Here is a 17721-nt window from a genome sequence, read left to right as displayed (position 1 = left end):
CTCCTTCCTTTCCTCCCACCATTGCCATGAGCCAGATTCCTCCCACGCCGCGTCCCAGCGTCATGCAGTTGGCCATCAAGGAAAAGGCTGCCCTGTACGCCGCCTATATCCCCATGTTCGCCAGCGGGGGCATTTTCGTGCCCACGCCGCGCGAGTACCGGCTGGGCGACGATGTCTACGTGCTGCTGACGTTGCCCGAAGACACGCAGCGCTATCCTATCGCCGGCAAGGTCGCCTGGGTCACGCCTGCGCGTGCTGCGGGCAACCGCACCCAGGGCATAGGCATACAGTTTCCCCAGGACGAGAAGTCGAGCCAGCTCAAGGCCAAGATCGAACAGATCCTCGGCGGCGCACTGGCCTGGGACAAGGCCACGCAAACGGTCTAGGGAACCTCTGCACAAATCATCGCGCCGTGTGCATCTGCGCACACTGACCGCTCGATTTATGCAGACGATCCCTGGCAGCGCGCATTCCCGCGGCTGCATGCCGATCCGCAGGCAGCGCGCATGCGCTGCAGTCGGGATCGGCATTTTTGTTTTGAGAGTATTTGATGTTTACCGATTCCCACTGCCACCTGAACTATCCCGCGCTCGCGCAGAACCTGCCGGAAATCCGTGCCGCGATGGCCCAGGCCCAGGTGGACCGCGCGCTGTGCATCTGCACGACCATGGAGGAGTTCCCTGACGTGCACGCGCTGGCCACGGGCTACGACAACTTCTGGTGCACCGTGGGCGTGCACCCCGATACCGAAGACATGACCGAGCCCGGCGTGCAGGACCTGCTCGAGCGCGCCGCGCTGCCGCGCGTGGTGGCCATCGGTGAAACCGGCCTCGATTACTACGGCATGGAAGACCGCAAGGGCGGGCGCACGATTGCCGACCTCGAATGGCAGCGTGAGCGCTTTCGCGTGCATATCCGCGCCGCGCGTGCCTGCCACAAGCCGCTGGTGATCCATACGCGCAGCGCGTCCGACGACACGCTGGGCATACTGCGCGAAGAGGGCGAGGACGGCTCGGCGGACCAGGCCGGCGGCGTGCTGCACTGCTTCACCGAAACCGCCGAAGTCGCGCGCGCCGCGCTCGACCTCGGGTACTACATCTCGTTTTCGGGCATCGTGACATTCAAGAACGCGCAATACCTGCGCGATGTCGCGGCCTTTGTCCCGCTGGACCGCATGTTGATCGAGACCGACAGCCCCTATCTCGCGCCCATGCCCTACCGCGGCAAGACCAACAGCCCGGCCTATGTGCCTTATGTCGCCAAGCAGATCGCGGCCGTGCGCGGCATGCCGGTCGAGGACATCGCAGCGCTGACCAGCGCCAACTTCGACGCCTTGTTCAAGGGAGTGGTTTCATGACCAGACTGCATACCCGCCGCCATTGGCTGCAATCCGCGGGCGCCATCGGCGCTCTGGGTCTCGCCGGCCTGGCCCAGGCCGACGCGGCCGTCGATTTCGAACGTGCGCTGATCCAGGACAACCCCAAGGCCATGGTCGATCTGATCTTCCGTGGCGCCGATCCGAACACCAAGGATTCGCGCGGCCGTCCCGGCATGGTCGCGGCGCTGCACCGCGACTCGCTGCGCGTGTTCGAGGTGCTGGTGCAGCTGCCGGGAATACGCCTCGATGACGTCAGTGCCCAGGGTGAAAGCGCGCTGATGATGGCCGCGATCAAGGGCCACCTGGCGCTGGTGAACAAGCTGCTCGAGCGCGGCGCGGCAGTGAACAAGGACGGCTGGACCGCCTTGCACTATGCGGCTTCGGCCGCGCTGCCCGACAGCCTGGCCATCGTGCAGTTGCTGGTGCGCAAGGGCGCGCAGGTCGATGCCCCATCGCCCAACGGCACGACGCCGCTGATGATGGCCGCGCAGTACAGCTCGGAAGACGTGGTCGCCCAGCTGCTCAAATACGGCGCCGATCCGCGCGCCAAGAACCAGCGCGGCTGGACCGCGGTCGATTTCGCGCGCCAGGCTTCGCGCGACTATCTGGTCGATACGCTGACCCAGGCGCAAAAGCGCCAGCCCAGCGCCGCACAACCGGCGCGCCGACCGGGCTGGTGAGGGGCCGGGTCAGCAGGCCGCCTGCGCCCATTCGGCGTACAGGTCGGGCTGGCCCGGAATGCGCAGATGGCAGATCTCCATGGACTGCTGGGCAAATGGCTTGGCAAGGTCCTCGTAGATCGCTGCCGTAGACAGCCCGAACGGCGCGCCGTCTTCGTTGGAGTAGGCATAGGCGACCTTGCGCACGCCCGCCATGCGCATTGCGGCCAGGCACATGGGGCAAGGATGGCCGCTTGCATAGACGCTGCAGCCGCTCAGGTCGGGTGAGCCGAGTTGGCGGCTCGCGGCGCGCAGCGCCGTCAGTTCGGCATGGGCTGTGGGGTCGTTGGTGGCACGGATTTCGTTGACGCCGGTGGCGATGACCGCGCCGTCACGCACCACGACCGCGCCAAAAGGGCGTCCGCCCTGGGCTATGTTGGCGCGCGCCAGGGCGATGGCCTGCTGCAGATATTGGTTGTCGTTCGTCATGGGGCGGTATCCTTCAGTGGGCCAATATAGAGATATTGCGCAAATATTAAGGTGAACGCCCCCCATTTTCTGCAACATGTCGGTTGCAACGGCGCGCCTGAGCGCGGGCCGCCGCAGCGGCTTTCAATCGGGTGCGATATCCGGCTCGTTGCTCGGCGAGAAGGGCGGGTGGGGCGGGTCATCGCCGTCGGCCGGCTTGGCGTCGTCGGGCGTGAGCGGCTCCTGTTCGGGGTAGGGCTTGCCCACGGGGTCCATGTCCTCGTCCTCTGGAAGCGATGCTGGCTGCTTGTTCATGGGGGCGGTCCTGTACGTTGAGGTGTTCCCAGCGTGGCGCAAGACGGCACTGGCCGTTGTAGGAGCGCTGCCCCGATTCCCACCGGCCCATCCATCTAGTCCAGGCGCTCGATGAGGAAGCGGATTGCGGGAATGCCTTCCTGGCCGCCCAGCGGCATGCTCTGCGAAAGCGGTCCGGGCTCGGCGACGACCCGGTAATTGGTCCATCCCGCCTGTTCCGCATAGGCATGGGCCTCTTCCTCGGTGTTGAACGATTCGGTGGGTGTCATTTGCGCGCTCCTTGGCTGTGGTGCTTAGAGCCGCTAACACGACCCAGCAAATCGAAGATTTGCGGTTGCTGCTAGGCGCGGTGCCGCAGGCAGTGCAAGTAGCACGACAAGGCGACGCAACGACGCAGCAAGGGTTGTGTTAGCGGCTCTTAGCATGCGGCAGTGCGGGCCGGCATGCAACGGGCCGCTGCGCGCCGCGTGGGCTCGCGCGCCCGCTAGCGGCTGCGCATGTGCCGCGACCAATCGACGGCGCGTCGCGCCAGCGCCGCCGTCGCATCGATGGTGGGCAGCGGGCAGTTCGCGTCATCGAGCACCACGGGAATCTCGGTGCAGCCCAGCACCACGGCCGCCGCACCGCGCTGCTGCAGCGCCTGGGCCGCCTGCAGCAGCAGCGCCCGGCCTGCATCGAGCCTGCCCGCCTTCACGGCGGCAATGCCCGGCGTGACCCAGTCGCGGATTTCGCCGGCGCCGGGCAGCAGCCACTCCACCGCTGTGCCATGCGCGCGGCGCGTGTAAATGCCTGACGCCATGGTCGCTTCGGTTGCCAACAAGCCCAGGCGCGGGGCGGCGCCCGTGCCGGCCCAAGCCATCTGCAGTGTCGCGTCAACGATGTGCAGCATGGGAATGGCGATCTTGGCCTGGATAGCGTCGAACCACAGGTGGGCCGTGTTGCAGGGAATCACGATCACTGCCGCGCCTGCGGCCTCCAGCCGCTGCGCGCAGGCGACCAGGGCGGGCAGGGGCGACTCGCCCTTGCCCTGAAACGCCTGGGTGCGGTCAGGAATCTGCGGAATGGAGCTGACCAGCGCGGGCGCATGGTCCTGGTCCCGCGTCGCGGGCGTGGCCTGGACCAGCTTGTGCATGAAGTCCACGGTCGCCAGCGGGCCCATGCCGCCGAGCACGCCGATCAGCCCGGGCAATGCGCCGGGATGGGCGTTCAGGGGAGCCTTGGCGTGAAAGCGGCGGCGCAAGGCGGTTTTCAGAGATTTTGAGCGGCGAATCTGCATGCCGCAATCCTAGGCAACCCACAGGGGCCATGTCATAGCAATCGCGCCGCAGTTCATAAGCCCGGCTAATATTCCGCTCCGACGAAAAGGAGGCCGGAATGCGGCTCAAGCACATCGAAGTGTTCAATGCATTGATGCTGACCGGCACCGTGAGCGGCGCGGCCAAGCTGCTGCATGTGACCCAGCCCGCCGCGACGCAGAGCCTGCAGCTCGCGGAGCTGCAGCTGGGCTACCAGCTCTTCACGCGCCAGCGGCGCCGCCTCGTGCCCACGCGCGAAGCGCATGCGCTGTATGTGGAAGTGCAAAAGCTCATGACGCAGCTCGAAAGCGTCAAGCGGCTCGCTCAGGCCTTGGGGGAGGGCGATTCGAGCCGGGGCTTGCGCATTCTCATCGTTCCTTCGCTCGCGATCCGGGCGCTGCCGGATGCGCTGGGCCTGTTTCGCCAGCGCCACCCCAAGATCGCGATATCGGTGCGCACCCTGCACTCGAACGAGATTGCACGCGCGATTGCACTGCAGGAAGGCGATGTGGGCATCGTCTATGGCAGTGTCATGCATGCGGGCTTGAACGAGGCGCATATCGCCACGGGCCGGCTGGTGTGCGTGTCGCGCGTGGGCAAGAAGGGCGACGACCGGCGCAGCACGGTCGCGCTCGAGGACCTGATGCGCGAGCCTTTCATCCGCATCGATGAGCGCGATCCGCTGGGCGCCATGCTCGCGGATCAGTTCTCGCGCATGGGCGGGCCGCCTGTGGGCGGCATGTCGGTGCAGACGCATCACATTGCGATGGTCCTCGCCGAGCAGGGCTTCGGGCCGGCAATCATCGACTCGTTCACGGCCCAGGCCAGCCAGGTGGCCGAATTGCACATGCGCACCGTGACGCCGGAAATTCCCATCGAAGTGCGCGCGCTGATGCCGCGCGGCGACATTTCCCAGCGCCCGGTCGACGACTTCATCGCGGCGTTGCGCGCGGCGATCGCCAGCGCCTGAACGCCAGGCGAGACCGGGGCCCCAATGCAAAACGCCCGATGGGCGGCATCGGGCGTCTTGGAAGCGGCTTTCTTACAGGGCCTGCATTTCCGTATTGGCATTGCGCGCAGGAGCCGGCGCGGCAGCAGGCGCGGCGGGCGCAGCCTGGTCAGCCACTGGCGCCGCGACGGGCACTTCGAGGTAAGGCAGGTTCAGTGCCTTGCCCGTCATGGCGCGGATCTCATTGGTCAGCGCCGCGCTGTCGTTGATCTTGCGGCCGTACGACGGCACGATCTCCTTGAGCTTTTCCTTCCAGCCGGCTTCCATTTCCTTGGGGAAAGCCTGGGCCAGCAGGTTCAGCATGATGGGCGGCGCGGTCGATGCGCCCGGCGAGGCGCCCAGCAACGCGGCGATGGTCTTGTTCTGGTCGGTCACGATCTCGGTGCCGAACTGCAGCAGAGGGCCCTTTTCCGGATCGTTCTTGATGATCTGCACGCGCTGGCCGGCGGTGACCAGCTCCCAGTCCTCGCGCTTGGCGTTGGGGTAGTACTTGACCAGCTCGGCGTGGCGATCGGCATCGCTCAGCTCGGCCTGCTGCAGCAGATACTTCACCAGGTCCAGGTTCTCGCTGCCGACCTTGAGCATCCCGGCCACGTTGTTGTGGTTGACCGAGGAGTACAGGTCGAACCACGAACCTTCCTTGAGGAACTTCGTGCTGAACAGCGCGAACGGGCCGAACAGCACCACGGGCTTGTCGTCGAGCTTGCGCGAGTCGATGTGCGGCACCGACATCGGCGGCGAACCGGTCTCGGCCATGCCGTAGACCTTGACCTTGTGGCGCTCGGCCACGGCCGGTGCCTTGAACGCCAGGAACTGGCCGCCGACCGGGAAGCCGGCGTAGTTCTTGGCTTCGGGAATGCCCGACATCTGCAGCAGCTTGAGCGCGGCGCCGCCCGCGCCGATGAAGACAAAGCGCGACTTGACGGTGCGTTCCTGGCCGTTCTTGAGATCCTTGACGGTGACGTTCCAGATCTTGTCGTCACCCTGGCGCAGCGCCGTGACTTCATGCTGCACCTGCAGCTTGAAGTTCGGGTTGCTTTGCAGGCCACGCGTCAGCTGGTTGGTGATCACACCGAAGTTGACGTCCGTGCCCAGAGGCATATAGGTGGCCGCCACCTTCTGGCCGGGGTCGCGCCCTTCCATGACCAGCGGCGCCCACTGCTTGATCTGCTGGGCGTCGGTGGTGAACTGCATGCCGTAGAACATCGGGTTCTTGACCAGCGCCGCGTGGCGCTTGCGCAGGTATTCGATGCGGTCTTCGCCCCAGACAAAGCTCATGTGCGGCGTCGCATTGATGAAGTCCGAGGGCTGGGGCAGGCGGCCCAGCTTGACCTGGTGCGACCAGAACTGGCGCGAGACTTCGAACTGCTCGGCGATGCCGACCGCGCGCTTGGTCTCGATGGAGCCGTCGGGCAGCTCGGGCGTGTAGTTCAGCTCGGCGAAGGCCGAGTGACCGGTGCCAGCGTTGTTCCAGCCATTGGAGCTTTCCAGCGCGACGCCGTCGAGGCGCTCGAACAGCTGCACGTTCAGCTCGGGCTGCAGCTCCTGCAGGTAGGTGGCCAGCGTGATGCTCATGATGCCGCCGCCGACCAGCACCACGTCCACGGGCTTGTCGTTTTCGGCCGCAGGCACGGACCGCTGATGAAGCGGCCAGTAGAGGAACAGGACACCCGCAAGTGCCAGAAGGGCCAGCAGGCTAGGCCCCCATATTTTGAATTTCCGCATGAGAATACTCCGTCTCTTGGACGAATCGGTTGGAATGGAAAGAAAGCGGCGCATGGCTTGGCACCCGTACCGTATCGCTGGCGATCAGTGATCGACAGGAACGCGGTGCCGGCCGCATTCACTTGCTTCGCAGCCGGGTCACCGCTTCAGCGGATCACCGTGTCGAGGGGGGTGCGCGCCTGACGCCCACAATTCATCGCTGCTGTCCGCGCTTGTTCCTGTAACCGGTGGCATTGCGGCACACCGGGCCAGGCCGGTGGGCAATGGCCCGCACATGACTTGCGTGCGGCCGGTTTTGCGCGCGTGACGGGTTGGGGGCCGAACCCGGCCACCGTAGCGGGCGACAGTTTGCCCGGTCATGACCCGGGCCGTCGTCCGGCGCAGCAAAGTCATCGCTGCGGCAAGGTTATGCGGGATGGCCGTTGCCTGCGGTGATCTCTGGCGCTGCGACCGGCCGGGCCTGTGCGGGCAGCAGCTCCTCGCTGTCGGGCAGCGTCTCGCCGAGCTTGCCTTCCCACTTGGCCACGGCGGCCGTGGCGATGCTGTTGCCGATGACGTTGGTCGCGGTGCGACCCATGTCGAGGAACACGTCTATGCCCATGATGAGCAGCAAGGCCGCTTCGGGCAGGCCGAACAGCGGCAGTGTCGCGGCGACCACCACCAGAGAAGCGCGCGACACGCCGGCCATGCCCTTGCTGCTGATCATCAGCACCAGCAGCATCGACAGCTGGGTGGCGAACGACATTTCGATGCCATACACCTGTGCAATGAACAGTATCGCGAACGCCTGGTAGATCATCGAGCCGTCGAGGTTGAAGGCATAGCCCATGGGCAGCACGAAGCCCGTGACTTCATCCTTGACGCCGAACTTCTCGAGCTGCTCCATGGTCTTGGGGTAGGCGGCCTCGCTGCTCGCCGTGAAGAACGCGATCAGCGTCGGCGCCTTCACCAGGCTCAGCAACTTGAACACCCGCTTGCGCAGCACGACGTAGCCGGCCGCAATCAGCACCAGCCACAGCGTCGCCAAGGCGAAATAGAAGCTCGCGATGAATTTGGCGTAGGTGCCCAGAACGCCCAGGCCCTGCACCGTGATCGCTGCGGCCACGGCAGCAAACACGCCCACCGGCGCGAACAGCATCACATAGTCGGTGACGCGGATCATCACGTGCACCAGTTCCTCGAAGAACGACTTGATGATGTCGCCGGTCTTGCTCCTCACGGTGCAAAGCGCAAAGCCGAAGAACAGCGAGAACACGACGATCTGCAGCACGGAGTTGGTGGCCAGCGCCTCGAAGATGCTCTTGGGGAAGATGCCGACGATGAAGTGCTTGAAATCCAGCGAACCTGTCTTGAGGTGGGTTGCTGCGCTCGCATCCGGCAGCGTCAGATGCGTGCCGTCGCCCGGCCGGAACACATTGGCCCAGAGCAGGCCCAGCAGCAGGGAAATCAGCGAGGCGGTGACGAACCATCCCAGCGCCTTCGCGCCCACGCGGCCCACGCTCTTGGCGTCCCCCATGCTGGCGATGCCCACCACCAGCGTGGCGAACACCAGCGGGGCAATGATCATCTTCACCAGGTGAAGAAAGATTTCCGTCAGTGCGGAGAAGTAGCTCGCAACTTCCTTGGAAGCTTCCGCGGAAAGAGCCGTGTTGCAGATGTAGCCGACGATGATGCCGGCAACCAGCGCGATCAGTACCCAGGTGGTGAGTTTGTTGAATTTCATTCTGTCTCCGTTTTCTCAAGCGCGCGCGTGCAGGCTTTCAAAGCGATGGGGCAATAGGTAAAAGGGGAGGGAGCGAAAGCCTGTACCGGCGCGAACGATGGAAATGCGACATAAGCGCAAACATCGGGCTTTCGTTTCATTTCATCGGTAGGCCAAACAGGAGGTATTTTCACGTGATACAAAAAAGCCTGCTATGTTTTAGATAGCAGGCTTTTCAGCAGCGGAGACATCTTGCCGATTGTTCAAACGTTGTTTGAACACGCGACCCAAGGTTTTGAAGTCCAACCCGCTGTTGAAGATTGGCGCGGATTCTACGGCTTTTTGGAGAGTGTTTTCTCAAGTCGTACCCCAGCATCCATGCGTCTTTGGGGGATTTATCCGCAAAAGACGTTGCGTCATGGATGGGCGGCTTTCCATGCTCGATAGGCGCGCGCGGCGCGGCCCAGGCCTGCAGCGATGGTGTCGAAGGGCTGGCGAACTGCAGGCGATCGCTCATCTCACCCGAGTGACTTGTTGCGCGATAGGGTATGGCCTGAGCGGCAAAGTCGCTGAAGATGCCCGTGGACTGGCCAATACCACGGGCCGCCTTGCCTCGAATGCCGCAGTGGTGGGCGAGGCGCTGTGCCCTCCACCATTGACCTGTCAGGCGAACTCGATGCCCGTGGCCGCCAGGCCCACCAGATCGATGCGCGTGGCGTTCAGCTCCAGATGGCTGGCCAGCACCGCCAGTTCGCTGCCCATCACGCCCTGTGCCATGAGGTTGACGAACGGCTGCAACTGCGCCGGAGTTGCGGCGCTGCCCACGACATTGGTCCAGATCAGTTGCGTGACTTCGAGCGATGTCTTCGCACCCAGCACCTGCAGGCCCAGCTGCGCCAGGCTTTGCGCGCTCACGCCCGCATCCAGCGCGCGAATCACTTCGCCAACCAACGGCTGGTTGTCGAGCAAGCCCACACCGCCCAGCGCGCCGAGCAGCTTGGCGGCTTCGCCCGCGTGGCGGTCGAGATCCAGCGCCAGCTGGGTGTCATTGAGCGTCAAGCGCTCCACGTTGGTCAGCTCGAGCATTGCGCCGTCGGTCATGCGCTGCAGAGTGAAACCTGTGGCACTCGCCTTGATGTGCGTTTCCGCCAGAGTGGCTGGAAAAACGAGGGTGTCGATTCCTGCGCCGCCGTCCAGCTTCCAGGCCAGGCCCAGGGTGGGGGTGAATGTGTTGTCGCCCGCATCGGCCACGTACTTGGTGGAGCGATCGGCATCCACGCGGATGGCTCCCGCCGCCTCCATGCCGTCGAGCAGCTGCTGCGCAGTCTTGCCGGCTGCCTGCTGCGGGTAGACCTGGGCAAACAGGCCCGCGACTTGCACGGCGCTCAGGCCATGCTGCGTCTGGATCACTGCGCCTTCGCTTGGTGTCAGGTCGCGTCCCATCCACTTCTGGAACAGGAAGGCCGCGGCTTCTTCAGCGGCGCTGTGCGCGACCGTGAGGATGGGTCCAGTCTCGAAGCGTACCTGCTGGACATCGACCAGCCAGTCGACGCTGCCGCTGGCGATATGCGTGAGCTTGATGCCCGCGCCGTCGAGCGTGATCAAGTAGTCGCTGCGCTTTCCTTCCTGCAGTGCCACGTTGAAGCCCGTGCCGCCGTTGAGGCGGTCGCTGCCCGTGCCGCCCGACAGCAGGTCGTTGCCCGCGCCGCCAAACACGATGTCGTCGCCGGCATCGCCGTAGACCTGGTCGTTCCCGCCCTTGCTGCCGACGGTGTCGTTGCCGCCGCCGCCATGGATGATGTCGTTCTCGGCGCCCAGCACGATGTACTGGGCGGCGCCGTCGCCGCTGGCCATGGTCTGGCCCGCGCCGCCGATGATGCGCACGGCACCGACCACGGCCAGGAAGTCGACATTGTCCACCTGTATGGTGGTGCTGTCGGGCAGGGCGCTCGCGTCAAGGATCACGGCCTGCATGCCGTCGCGCGCAATGGCGCTGCCGCTGATCACCAGGGGCACGTCGGGGTTGAAGCCCGCGCCGGCCGTGGCGGTGATGGTCTGTATGGTCAGCGGCACCGAGGGATCGAGCGTGGCCAGGAAGACCTGACCGTTGTGGGTCAGCCCGGCGTCGCCACCGGCCGAGCGCTCTATGCGCAGTGTCAATTCAGCCAGGGCTGCGGCACCGGTCATTGGTGCTGGCATGCCCTGGGCCTGCAGCGCCATGCCCACGGGTACGCTGACCTGCAGGATGGAGTGGCCATCTATGCCCTTGACCAGGGGAATGTCGGCCAGCGGCGAAGGCGTGCCGGGCGTGTCGGGCCGCCCGGGCAAGACCACCGGAATGCTGATGATGGTGCTGCCGCCGTCGCCGGGCGTGGTAACCACGGGCACGCCGTCGACGGGCACAGCGCTGGAATCGGTCGGCGGCGCAGGCGTCGTATTTGTCACTGCCGTCGCCGCGAGCGGGGCGGCATCGTTGCCGGCGAGGTCCTGGATGGCACTGGCGGCATTGCCCACTTCGAGTTTGTCATAGGCAACGGTCACAGTGTCGCCATGGGTCACGGGTTTGGTCAGGGTCAGGGTGACGGTGTTCTTGGCCGCGTTGACGACCACGGCCGTGACCACATTGCGCACCAGACCCACCATCACCGTAAAGGATTCTGGCGCTGGGCCGTTGACGTCATCGAGTGTGTCCGACTTGGAGAAGGTCAACACCAGGGTGCTGCGATTGACGGCGGCCGACTCAAAAACCGGCGCTTGCGTGTCGATGGTGACAACCAGTGCGTTGGATGCAGCGCTGATAGTGCCAACCGCGCCCAAAGCCTTGGCTGTCACGATGTGCATTCCTTCGGCCAGCGCAACGTGGGTTGTCACTTGCCACACGCCTTTGACGGCACGCGTCGTTGCCAGCACGGTGGTGCCGTCTGTGTCGTACAAGGTGACGAGGGCGCCCGACAGCGTCGTGCCTCCGATGGTGAGTTTTGTGGCGCTGGTGATGTGATCCCAGCCCGATTTACCGTTATCGCTGCCGGCCACCAGTTGTACGCCGACTGGTGGCGGCATCACAACCCCGTCGGCAATACTCGCTTGATTGAATTCCAGCGGTGCTAGTTCGTGCATTTTGAGCTCCGGTTACGGTATGTCTCAACTGGGGTGTGCGTGCTGCGTGCCATGGCCACGCACCATTCATCCACGGAAATCCCCAACTTGTTTGTCGCCAGCATGGCGAACTGGGCATCGAAGCCAATGACCACAAGTTACTGTTCACAGAACATGGACCAGGTTCGGCCTGTCGTATGTGCGGTGACCCACAGTGCGGTGGCGTTGTTGTTGAACCCCGTCTGAGCCTTGGCAGCGCGACACGCCCCTGATTCGCAGGCCCCGAAATGCACTCGAACCATGCTATCACATGGGGTTACGAACCCTCATTGCTGCTGGACAGGACCCGAGGCGGCGAATTCCGGGACCTTGACGCGCTGCACGAAGCAAGACTTTCACCACTGGAAAACTGCAAGCACCCATCAACTCGCGCCATGGCAAGGGGTTGAATGATTCTGCGAAATGGTGTGCACTCACCCTATGTGCAATAGATACGTCTCCCCCGCGGAAGCCGACATCGAAAGATTTTGGAATATCGGCCGCGCAAACCAGCCTCGCTGGTGGCGTGAGCAGCACGTTGAGATTTTCCCCCGGGCGCAAGGCCCGTTCATCCGGCGCGCTGTAGACGACTCTGGCTATCGCCGGGAGGGCGCTGCAGGTCGTTGGGGGCTCGTGGCGGGCGAGTGGAGCCTGAAATACGCTACGAACAATGCGCGCAGCGAAGAGCTGTCCAGCAAGGCGAGTTTCAAGGGTCCATGGGCAAAGGGGCAGCGCTGCATCATCCCAGCCGTCTCATTCGATGAGCCAAATTGGGAGTCGGGGCGTAATCAATGGTGGAGGTTCACCCGGGCTGATGGCGAGCCGTGGGGGCTCGCGGGGCTTTGGAGCCGGTGGGCCGATCCCAAGACCGGCGAGATTGTCGAGTCCTACACAATGCTGACGATCAACGCCGACGCCCATCCCTTGATGAGGCGCATGCACAAGCCCGATCCGAAGCTGCCCGCAGACCAGCAGGATAAGCGCAGCGTCATCTCGATCGAGCGCGAAGACGTGGACCAATGGCTTGCCGGCACCATTGCCGAGGCCTCTGAACTGCTGCATCTTGCGCCCGTCGAGCTATTTGATGCCGCACCTAATGGCTGACCGCTTACCGCCAGGAGCCGACACTCGCGACCGTCGCCTTCGCGGAGGTGATCAACTCACACTTCGACTCGGCGGCATGGAACGCGGCGTCCTCGACTTTGTTTCACATGGGGCAATGTGCGCCACAGGCAAGGAATGTATCTCGAAACGCGCTGTTACAAATGAGCGCGGCGCCCTGTTGGGTCATCCCATGCGTTTACGGGAACACCCAGAACTTCCGTTCCTGTGAGCTCAGCGGGCTGAGCTTCAACGGCGAGCGGTCGGCCGCCCGGGTGCCAGTGCGAAAAAGCGTCTCCATGTCCGTCAGCAGCGTGGTGGTGCTCGCCACATAGGTGTGCGCAAGCCAGTCAGTCTGCACGCTGGTGGCATCGATGATCTCAATGGATTTCACCCGTACCGGCATACCCGTCTCGATATCGCCAGCTCGCGAGTAACCCTGGACTGCCTTGGACATGTTCAAGGCATTGTCGCTGGCAGATGCGTACATCGTCACGTTCAGCTGCAGGGCCTCAAGGCGCGGCGCAATCTGTTCCTCGAACACCACTGCGTTGATGTCGGCCGCTGCCAGCAAGACCTCCTTGACCCGGTCCTTCCATTCGGGCTTTTTCTCGACGAACTCTGCAATGCCCTCCGAGACAATGCGCGTGCCCATTGAATGCCCTAGCACATACAGCCGCTGCGCATCTGACTTCATGATCAGGTCCTGAAGAAAGCTGACGAACGCAGGCCTGGCGATCGCAGCGCTGTCGGAGTCCTTGAAGTAGGCCGCTGTGCTGCCCGACGAACTCCAAGAAAACAAAGCCGGCAAGAAGGGCATGCCCATGTCGTAGGAGATCTGCGCCGTCCTCAGCGCCGCTTCCTCGAACGAGTTGTTGTAACCGTGCACGAAAACAAGAACGCTGCGGTCCTCGCCCGATTCGGTCTTCAGCTTCGCGAAGAAGTCCTGCGCCGACATCGTCGTCGTCCCCATGATGAACATGTGCTTGAGCGGATTCGGCTGCGCGCCAAGTTTCTGCGCGAACCAGCCTGGCCGCGGCACATCGCCTCGTGCCCGGTCCACCGGAATGTTGACCAATACAGTGCCGCGGGTCAGCTGACCGCCCGCCCGGCTCGCGCCAAAACCCTGGCCGGACTCTGAAGGCGCACGGTCAGTGACGAAAAACACAGAAACCTCTTTGCTCTTCGCCGCGACCCCCATCGGCGGAGGGGGCGCAACAATCGGTGCGGGGAGCGCGATGGGTGGAGGGGGCGCGACAATCGGCGCAGGTTTACCCAAATTGGTAGTGCTGCACGCGGACAGAAGCACCGAGAACACCAGCGCAAGAACTCCGGAAGACCTGAGCATCTGAACCTCCCTGTTGTGTGTGGTGGCAGTATACGAGCGGCCGCTGCGCAAGGTTGCCCAGGAATTCCCAGGGGCTTAGTTAAGGCTACGGATAAGTCTGGAGTAAGACCAGGCCCCAGGCCAGCAGGGCGTCCTTATGAGAGATCATGCTCACTCGCACGAAGCAGATCATGCCAATCAAGCCCCCCCAGGCCAATTTCGGCCCGAGTCGACCCGTTGAATCCACGGTCGATAACAGCCAGAGTCTGAACCTAAAAGCGCACCTAAATGAGCGAACTCAGCGTACTGGAGCGTAGGCGCTCAGAGGGAAAGCTACGCTGGAATACGCCCAAATACTGCTCATCGGGTGTTCGAATCCCTCGCTCTCGATCTGCCTTGCCGAGGTTAGAACGGCGCCGGCGACTGCACGACTTCTACTGGACCTGGCCCATAGTAGATGCACCTGCAGCGTGCGTCGCGCACTGTGAAGCGGCTCGGAAACACTTCGAAGACTGTGTAGTCGGCAGGCAACCCGGGGAGTGTGTAGACCAGGGGCTAGTCGTAATCCGGATTTGGGGTGCGCAGGAGGGTGGGATAGGTATAGATCACCGCGGTTTTCCCGGAATCACCCACTACGACTGGTGAGAGCCTGGCGCTCTTGAATGGTCAGAGTCAACACCCACAAGTCGCATTCCCCCGCCATCAATGGCTCGCAGCCAGCAGTGGTCAATTTGACAGACCGCGGTGTCAAGTAAGCCCATTGGACCGTGGAGAACAAAGGCTTGGGTAAATGGAGCACCTGTCTCGGGCGACTTGGAATGCATTCGCAGCTACCCATAGATGGAGTTGGCCTTGGCCTGGTGGGCAGGAAGACGCTTGCCATCGTGGTATAGAACGTGAACAGTGCACCACATGCCGATGCTGTATTCGCATACAGCATGCAGCATGCAGTGGTCAAGCGACCTTGTGTCAGACGCACGACGTTGGCGGATTTCGAGGAAAAATTGTGCTGCTCAGGGCCGTTGGCCGGCAGTGAATATTCCCACGGTGGGAATAAAACAAAAAGCCTGCTATCTTTTGAATAGCAGGCTTTCCTTATGGAGGGTTGGTGGGTCGTGCGTGATTCGAACACGCGACCTACGGATTAAAAGTCCGCTGCTCTACCGACTGAGCTAACGACCCAACCTGCTTCACAAAACGTTTGTTCTGATTAGCGAAGAACTCGATTCTAGCACGGAATTTAAAGCACTTTGGGCTCGGTGGCCGCAATTTGATCGAGCACCCAGCCGGCAGCGCATTGGCCGAATGTGGCCGTCACGGCAACGACCGAGCCGTAGCCGTGGCAGTTGAGCGTGCCGTCGGCGCCGTCGATCGCGCAAGATGCATCGGGCGGGGCGACGGCTTCGCGGCTGAAGACGCAGGCCACGCCCATCTTCTTGCCGTCGCGCGGCGCATTGTGTTCGCGGCGCAGGCGGTAGCGCAGTTGGGCCAGCAGCGGGTCGTGCGTGGTCTGGCTCAGGTCGTCGATGTCGACCTTGTGCGCCTGGCGCTTGCCGCCGGCTGCGCCCACGCTGATGAACAGCAGTTTGTTGCGGCGTGCATGCGCTGCCATGGCGGTCTTGGCCTTGACCTGGTCGCAGGCGTCGATCACGGCCGTCACGCCCGCGGGCAGCAGCGCCGGCCAGTTGTCCGGCTCGACGAATTCCTCTATGCAGTGCACTTCGCAGTCGGGGTGGATCTGCGCTATGCGCTCGCGCATCGCGACCACTTTGGCCTGGCCCACGGTCGAAGTGAGCGCATGGATCTGGCGGTTGATGTTGGATTCGGCGACCTGGTCCAGGTCGATCAGCGTGATGCGGCCCACGCCGCTGCGCGCCAGCGCTTCCGCGGCCCAGGAGCCCACGCCGCCTATGCCGACCACGGCCACATGTGCGCCGCGGATGCGCGCGGCGCCCGGCACGCCGTAAAGACGCTCCAGGCCGCCGAAGCGGCGCTGGTTGTCGGCAGCCAGAAAGTCGGGGTCGGGCAGGGCGGCAGTCGCGATGCTCAATGAGAAAGTCATTTCATTTATTCAGGATGCAAGGCACCGCTAACAGCGCGTGAAACTGACGTGTCCTGGGTCAGGGGCACCGAGCAAGGGCCGCCCCGCAGCGAAGGTGCCGTCCCCCTCCACCGCAGGTTGAGAGGGGGAAGCGACGTAAGTCGCTCAGGGGGTGCTTTATTTCAGACGCGACAGCTGTTCCTTGGCGGCATTCGCGGCTTCGCTGCGCGGATAGGCCTTGATCAGGTCTTCGAGCGTCTTGCGCGCCGAACGCGTGTCCTTGAGCTCGATCTGGCAGTTGGCGATCGATAATGCGGCTTCCGGCGCGCGCGCGTGCTCGGGCGTCGCTGTCAGCAGCGATTTGAAGTTGGCGATCGCCTCCTTGTAGTCTCGCTCCGCATACTGCGCGTTGCCAAGCCAGAAGCGTGCCGACGGCAGATAGCCGCTGCGCGGATACTGGCGGATGAACGCGCTGAAGGACTTGTTGGCATCGGCGAACTTGCCGCCGCGGAAGACTTCGAGCGCGGCATCGAAGTCGCGCTTTTCAGCCGGGTCGGCCGTGAACTGCTGACCGTCTACGGTCACAGTGACCGGCTCGAATTGCTTGAGCCGTTCTTCCACACCCTGGGCGATGTCCTTTTGCTTGCGTTGCAGTTCAGACGACTGCTGCAGCAATTGTTCATTCTGCCCACGCAGACGGGCCTGGTCCTGGCGCAGTATCTCGATCTGCGATTGCAGATCGAGCAGGCTGCGGCGCAGCTGCGAAGTGTCTTCGCTGGCGCGCTGGTTCGACTGCTGCATCGCGTCCAGGCGCTGGCGCAGCTCGATGATCGCCTTGCGCGCCTCGTCGTCACCGAACAGGGCGGCCTGGCTGGCCGTGGCGAACGACGCGGTACAGGCGAATGCCAGTACCAGCCGGGCCACGGAGGTGGTGCGGAAAAACGGTGTTGCCATATTTAACGGTACGACAGTTCAGCGCGGCGGTTCTGGGCGAAGGCGTCTTCGCTGAAGCCTTGGACGGCAGGCTTTTCCTTGCCGAAGCTCACGGCTTCGACCTGGGCGTCGGACACGCCCAGCAGACCCAGCGAGCGGCGCACGGCTTCGGCGCGCTTCTGGCCCAGTGCCAGGTTGTACTCGCGGCCGCCGCGTTCGTCGGTGTGGCCTTCGACCACGACCTTGCGGCTGGGCGAAGCCTTGATGAAGCGTGCGTGGGCTTCGATCTGCGATTGTGCGTCGGCCTTGATGACGTACGAGTCGTAGTCAAAGTAGACGATGCGGCTCACGCCCTGGGGGCCGGCCTGGTCGCCGCCCGACTGCGTCAGGTCGACACCTGCGACACCGCTTTGGCCCGTGCCGCCAGCGGTGGCGCCGGTGCCAGCGCCGCTGCTCAAAGCCGACTTGTCGGTGACCGGGGTTTCGTCGAGCTTGACGCCCGAGCTGCAGCCTGCCATCAGGGCGGCAACGGTCATGGCGATGGAAAGGCGTTTGAAGGTGATCATGGAAAAACTCCGCAGCGTTCTACAGAACGCCATCAGCGATATGGTTGAAAAGAAAAGAACTACAGAA

General features: G+C 63.6%; 16 protein-coding genes and 1 tRNA gene. 5 read left to right on the top strand and 12 right to left on the bottom strand.

Going from position 1 to position 17721, the window contains the following annotated elements:
* Positions 1-26 precede the first annotated feature (26 nt).
* The 3 genes from ACSVDO_RS11960 to ACSVDO_RS11950 all read left to right on the top strand — a co-directional run bounded on the left by ACSVDO_RS11960 (position 27) and on the right by ACSVDO_RS11950 (position 2058).
* On the top strand, positions 27-386 hold the full coding sequence (locus ACSVDO_RS11960; protein WP_332536637.1) for a PilZ domain-containing protein: 360 nt from the start codon (positions 27-29) through the stop codon (positions 384-386).
* 164 nt (positions 387-550) lie between these two features.
* Positions 551-1357 carry a TatD family hydrolase gene (locus ACSVDO_RS11955; protein WP_332536639.1) on the top strand — a complete coding sequence of 269 codons (807 nt, stop codon included), beginning with the start codon at positions 551-553 and terminating at the stop codon, positions 1355-1357.
* Positions 1354-2058 (top strand): ankyrin repeat domain-containing protein, encoded by a 705-nt coding sequence (locus tag ACSVDO_RS11950; protein WP_489592310.1) that lies wholly within the window; start codon positions 1354-1356, stop codon positions 2056-2058. The genes ACSVDO_RS11955 and ACSVDO_RS11950 overlap by 4 nt, the downstream gene beginning before the upstream one ends.
* A 9-nt stretch (positions 2059-2067) precedes the next feature.
* Here ACSVDO_RS11950 and ACSVDO_RS11945 read toward each other — a convergent pair whose 3' ends face one another.
* The 4 genes from ACSVDO_RS11945 to cuyB all read right to left on the bottom strand — a co-directional run bounded on the left by ACSVDO_RS11945 (position 2068) and on the right by cuyB (position 4096).
* Complete coding sequence (locus tag ACSVDO_RS11945) at positions 2068-2526, bottom strand: nucleoside deaminase (protein ID WP_489592308.1); 459 nt, start codon at positions 2524-2526, stop codon at positions 2068-2070.
* Positions 2527-2649: 123 nt separating this feature from the next.
* Positions 2650-2820 (bottom strand): hypothetical protein, encoded by a 171-nt coding sequence (locus ACSVDO_RS11940; protein WP_332536645.1) that lies wholly within the window; start codon positions 2818-2820, stop codon positions 2650-2652.
* Positions 2821-2915: 95 nt separating this feature from the next.
* A complete protein-coding gene (locus ACSVDO_RS11935; protein ID WP_332536647.1) occupies positions 2916-3089 on the bottom strand; it encodes an ETC complex I subunit in 174 nt (57 codons plus the stop codon).
* Positions 3090-3304: 215 nt separating this feature from the next.
* Positions 3305-4096, bottom strand: a complete 792-nt coding sequence (gene cuyB / locus ACSVDO_RS11930) for a cysteate racemase (RefSeq protein ID WP_489592305.1) — start codon at positions 4094-4096, stop codon at positions 3305-3307.
* A 98-nt stretch (positions 4097-4194) separates the two neighbouring features.
* Here cuyB and ACSVDO_RS11925 point away from each other — a divergent pair, with 98 nt between their 5' ends.
* Positions 4195-5085: a LysR family transcriptional regulator gene (locus tag ACSVDO_RS11925; RefSeq protein ID WP_489592303.1), complete on the top strand. Its 891-nt coding sequence runs from the start codon at positions 4195-4197 to the stop codon at positions 5083-5085.
* 72 nt (positions 5086-5157) lie between these two features.
* On the opposite strand, the gene mqo is transcribed toward ACSVDO_RS11925, so the two are convergent.
* The 3 genes from mqo to ACSVDO_RS11910 form a co-directional block, all read right to left on the bottom strand.
* Positions 5158-6849 (bottom strand): malate dehydrogenase (quinone), encoded by a 1692-nt coding sequence (gene mqo / locus ACSVDO_RS11920; RefSeq protein WP_489592301.1) that lies wholly within the window; start codon positions 6847-6849, stop codon positions 5158-5160.
* Between the two features lie 406 nt (positions 6850-7255).
* A complete protein-coding gene (locus ACSVDO_RS11915) occupies positions 7256-8572 on the bottom strand; it encodes a dicarboxylate/amino acid:cation symporter (RefSeq protein ID WP_489592300.1) in 1317 nt (438 codons plus the stop codon).
* A gap of 642 nt (positions 8573-9214) precedes the next feature.
* Positions 9215-11668: a SwmB domain-containing protein gene (locus ACSVDO_RS11910; protein ID WP_489592298.1), complete on the bottom strand. Its 2454-nt coding sequence runs from the start codon at positions 11666-11668 to the stop codon at positions 9215-9217.
* A 459-nt stretch (positions 11669-12127) separates the two neighbouring features.
* Between ACSVDO_RS11910 and ACSVDO_RS11905 the strand changes: the two genes are divergently transcribed.
* Positions 12128-12790: an SOS response-associated peptidase gene (locus ACSVDO_RS11905; RefSeq protein ID WP_489592296.1), complete on the top strand. Its 663-nt coding sequence runs from the start codon at positions 12128-12130 to the stop codon at positions 12788-12790.
* Positions 12791-12986: 196 nt separating this feature from the next.
* Here ACSVDO_RS11905 and ACSVDO_RS11900 read toward each other — a convergent pair whose 3' ends face one another.
* The 5 genes from ACSVDO_RS11900 to pal form a co-directional block, all read right to left on the bottom strand.
* Positions 12987-14135 carry an alpha/beta hydrolase gene (locus ACSVDO_RS11900; protein ID WP_489592294.1) on the bottom strand — a complete coding sequence of 383 codons (1149 nt, stop codon included), beginning with the start codon at positions 14133-14135 and terminating at the stop codon, positions 12987-12989.
* Between the two features lie 1085 nt (positions 14136-15220).
* Positions 15221-15296 (bottom strand) — tRNA-Lys (locus ACSVDO_RS11895).
* A 58-nt stretch (positions 15297-15354) separates the two neighbouring features.
* Entirely contained in the window at positions 15355-16176 is an 822-nt protein-coding gene (locus ACSVDO_RS11890; RefSeq protein WP_489592292.1) for a tRNA threonylcarbamoyladenosine dehydratase, read from the bottom strand.
* 156 nt (positions 16177-16332) lie between these two features.
* Positions 16333-17109, bottom strand: coding sequence for a tol-pal system protein YbgF (ybgF, locus tag ACSVDO_RS11885; protein WP_332539836.1), 777 nt, complete (start codon positions 17107-17109; stop codon positions 16333-16335).
* 2 nt (positions 17110-17111) lie between these two features.
* Positions 17112-17654, bottom strand: coding sequence for a peptidoglycan-associated lipoprotein Pal (pal, locus tag ACSVDO_RS11880; RefSeq protein ID WP_332539835.1), 543 nt, complete (start codon positions 17652-17654; stop codon positions 17112-17114).
* Between the last annotated feature and the right edge of the window lie 67 nt (positions 17655-17721).

The organism is Comamonas sp. DB36 (assembly GCF_057914905.1).
Note: the sequence above shows the minus strand (reverse complement) of the source record. Positions and strands in the feature narration are given on the sequence as shown.

Excerpts from the sequence above, each read along its gene's own strand:
- ybgF (WP_332539836.1), bottom strand. The coding sequence starts at position 17,109 with ATGGCAACACCGTTTTTCCGCACCACCTCCGTGGCCCGGCTGGTACTG.
- ACSVDO_RS11945 (WP_489592308.1), bottom strand. The coding sequence starts at position 2,526 with ATGACGAACGACAACCAATATCTGCAGCAGGCCATCGCCCTGGCGCGC.
- ACSVDO_RS11900 (WP_489592294.1), bottom strand. The coding sequence starts at position 14,135 with ATGCTCAGGTCTTCCGGAGTTCTTGCGCTGGTGTTCTCGGTGCTTCTG.
- ACSVDO_RS11955 (WP_332536639.1), top strand. The coding sequence starts at position 551 with ATGTTTACCGATTCCCACTGCCACCTGAACTATCCCGCGCTCGCGCAG.
- ACSVDO_RS11905 (WP_489592296.1), top strand. The coding sequence starts at position 12,128 with ATGTGCAATAGATACGTCTCCCCCGCGGAAGCCGACATCGAAAGATTT.
- mqo (WP_489592301.1), bottom strand. The coding sequence starts at position 6,849 with ATGCGGAAATTCAAAATATGGGGGCCTAGCCTGCTGGCCCTTCTGGCA.
- ACSVDO_RS11910 (WP_489592298.1), bottom strand. The coding sequence starts at position 11,668 with ATGCACGAACTAGCACCGCTGGAATTCAATCAAGCGAGTATTGCCGAC.
- ACSVDO_RS11950 (WP_489592310.1), top strand. The coding sequence starts at position 1,354 with ATGACCAGACTGCATACCCGCCGCCATTGGCTGCAATCCGCGGGCGCC.
- ACSVDO_RS11915 (WP_489592300.1), bottom strand. The coding sequence starts at position 8,572 with ATGAAATTCAACAAACTCACCACCTGGGTACTGATCGCGCTGGTTGCC.
- ACSVDO_RS11925 (WP_489592303.1), top strand. The coding sequence starts at position 4,195 with ATGCGGCTCAAGCACATCGAAGTGTTCAATGCATTGATGCTGACCGGC.
- cuyB (WP_489592305.1), bottom strand. The coding sequence starts at position 4,096 with ATGCAGATTCGCCGCTCAAAATCTCTGAAAACCGCCTTGCGCCGCCGC.
- ACSVDO_RS11890 (WP_489592292.1), bottom strand. The coding sequence starts at position 16,176 with ATGACTTTCTCATTGAGCATCGCGACTGCCGCCCTGCCCGACCCCGAC.
- pal (WP_332539835.1), bottom strand. The coding sequence starts at position 17,654 with ATGATCACCTTCAAACGCCTTTCCATCGCCATGACCGTTGCCGCCCTG.
- ACSVDO_RS11940 (WP_332536645.1), bottom strand. The coding sequence starts at position 2,820 with ATGAACAAGCAGCCAGCATCGCTTCCAGAGGACGAGGACATGGACCCC.
- ACSVDO_RS11960 (WP_332536637.1), top strand. The coding sequence starts at position 27 with ATGAGCCAGATTCCTCCCACGCCGCGTCCCAGCGTCATGCAGTTGGCC.
- ACSVDO_RS11935 (WP_332536647.1), bottom strand. The coding sequence starts at position 3,089 with ATGACACCCACCGAATCGTTCAACACCGAGGAAGAGGCCCATGCCTAT.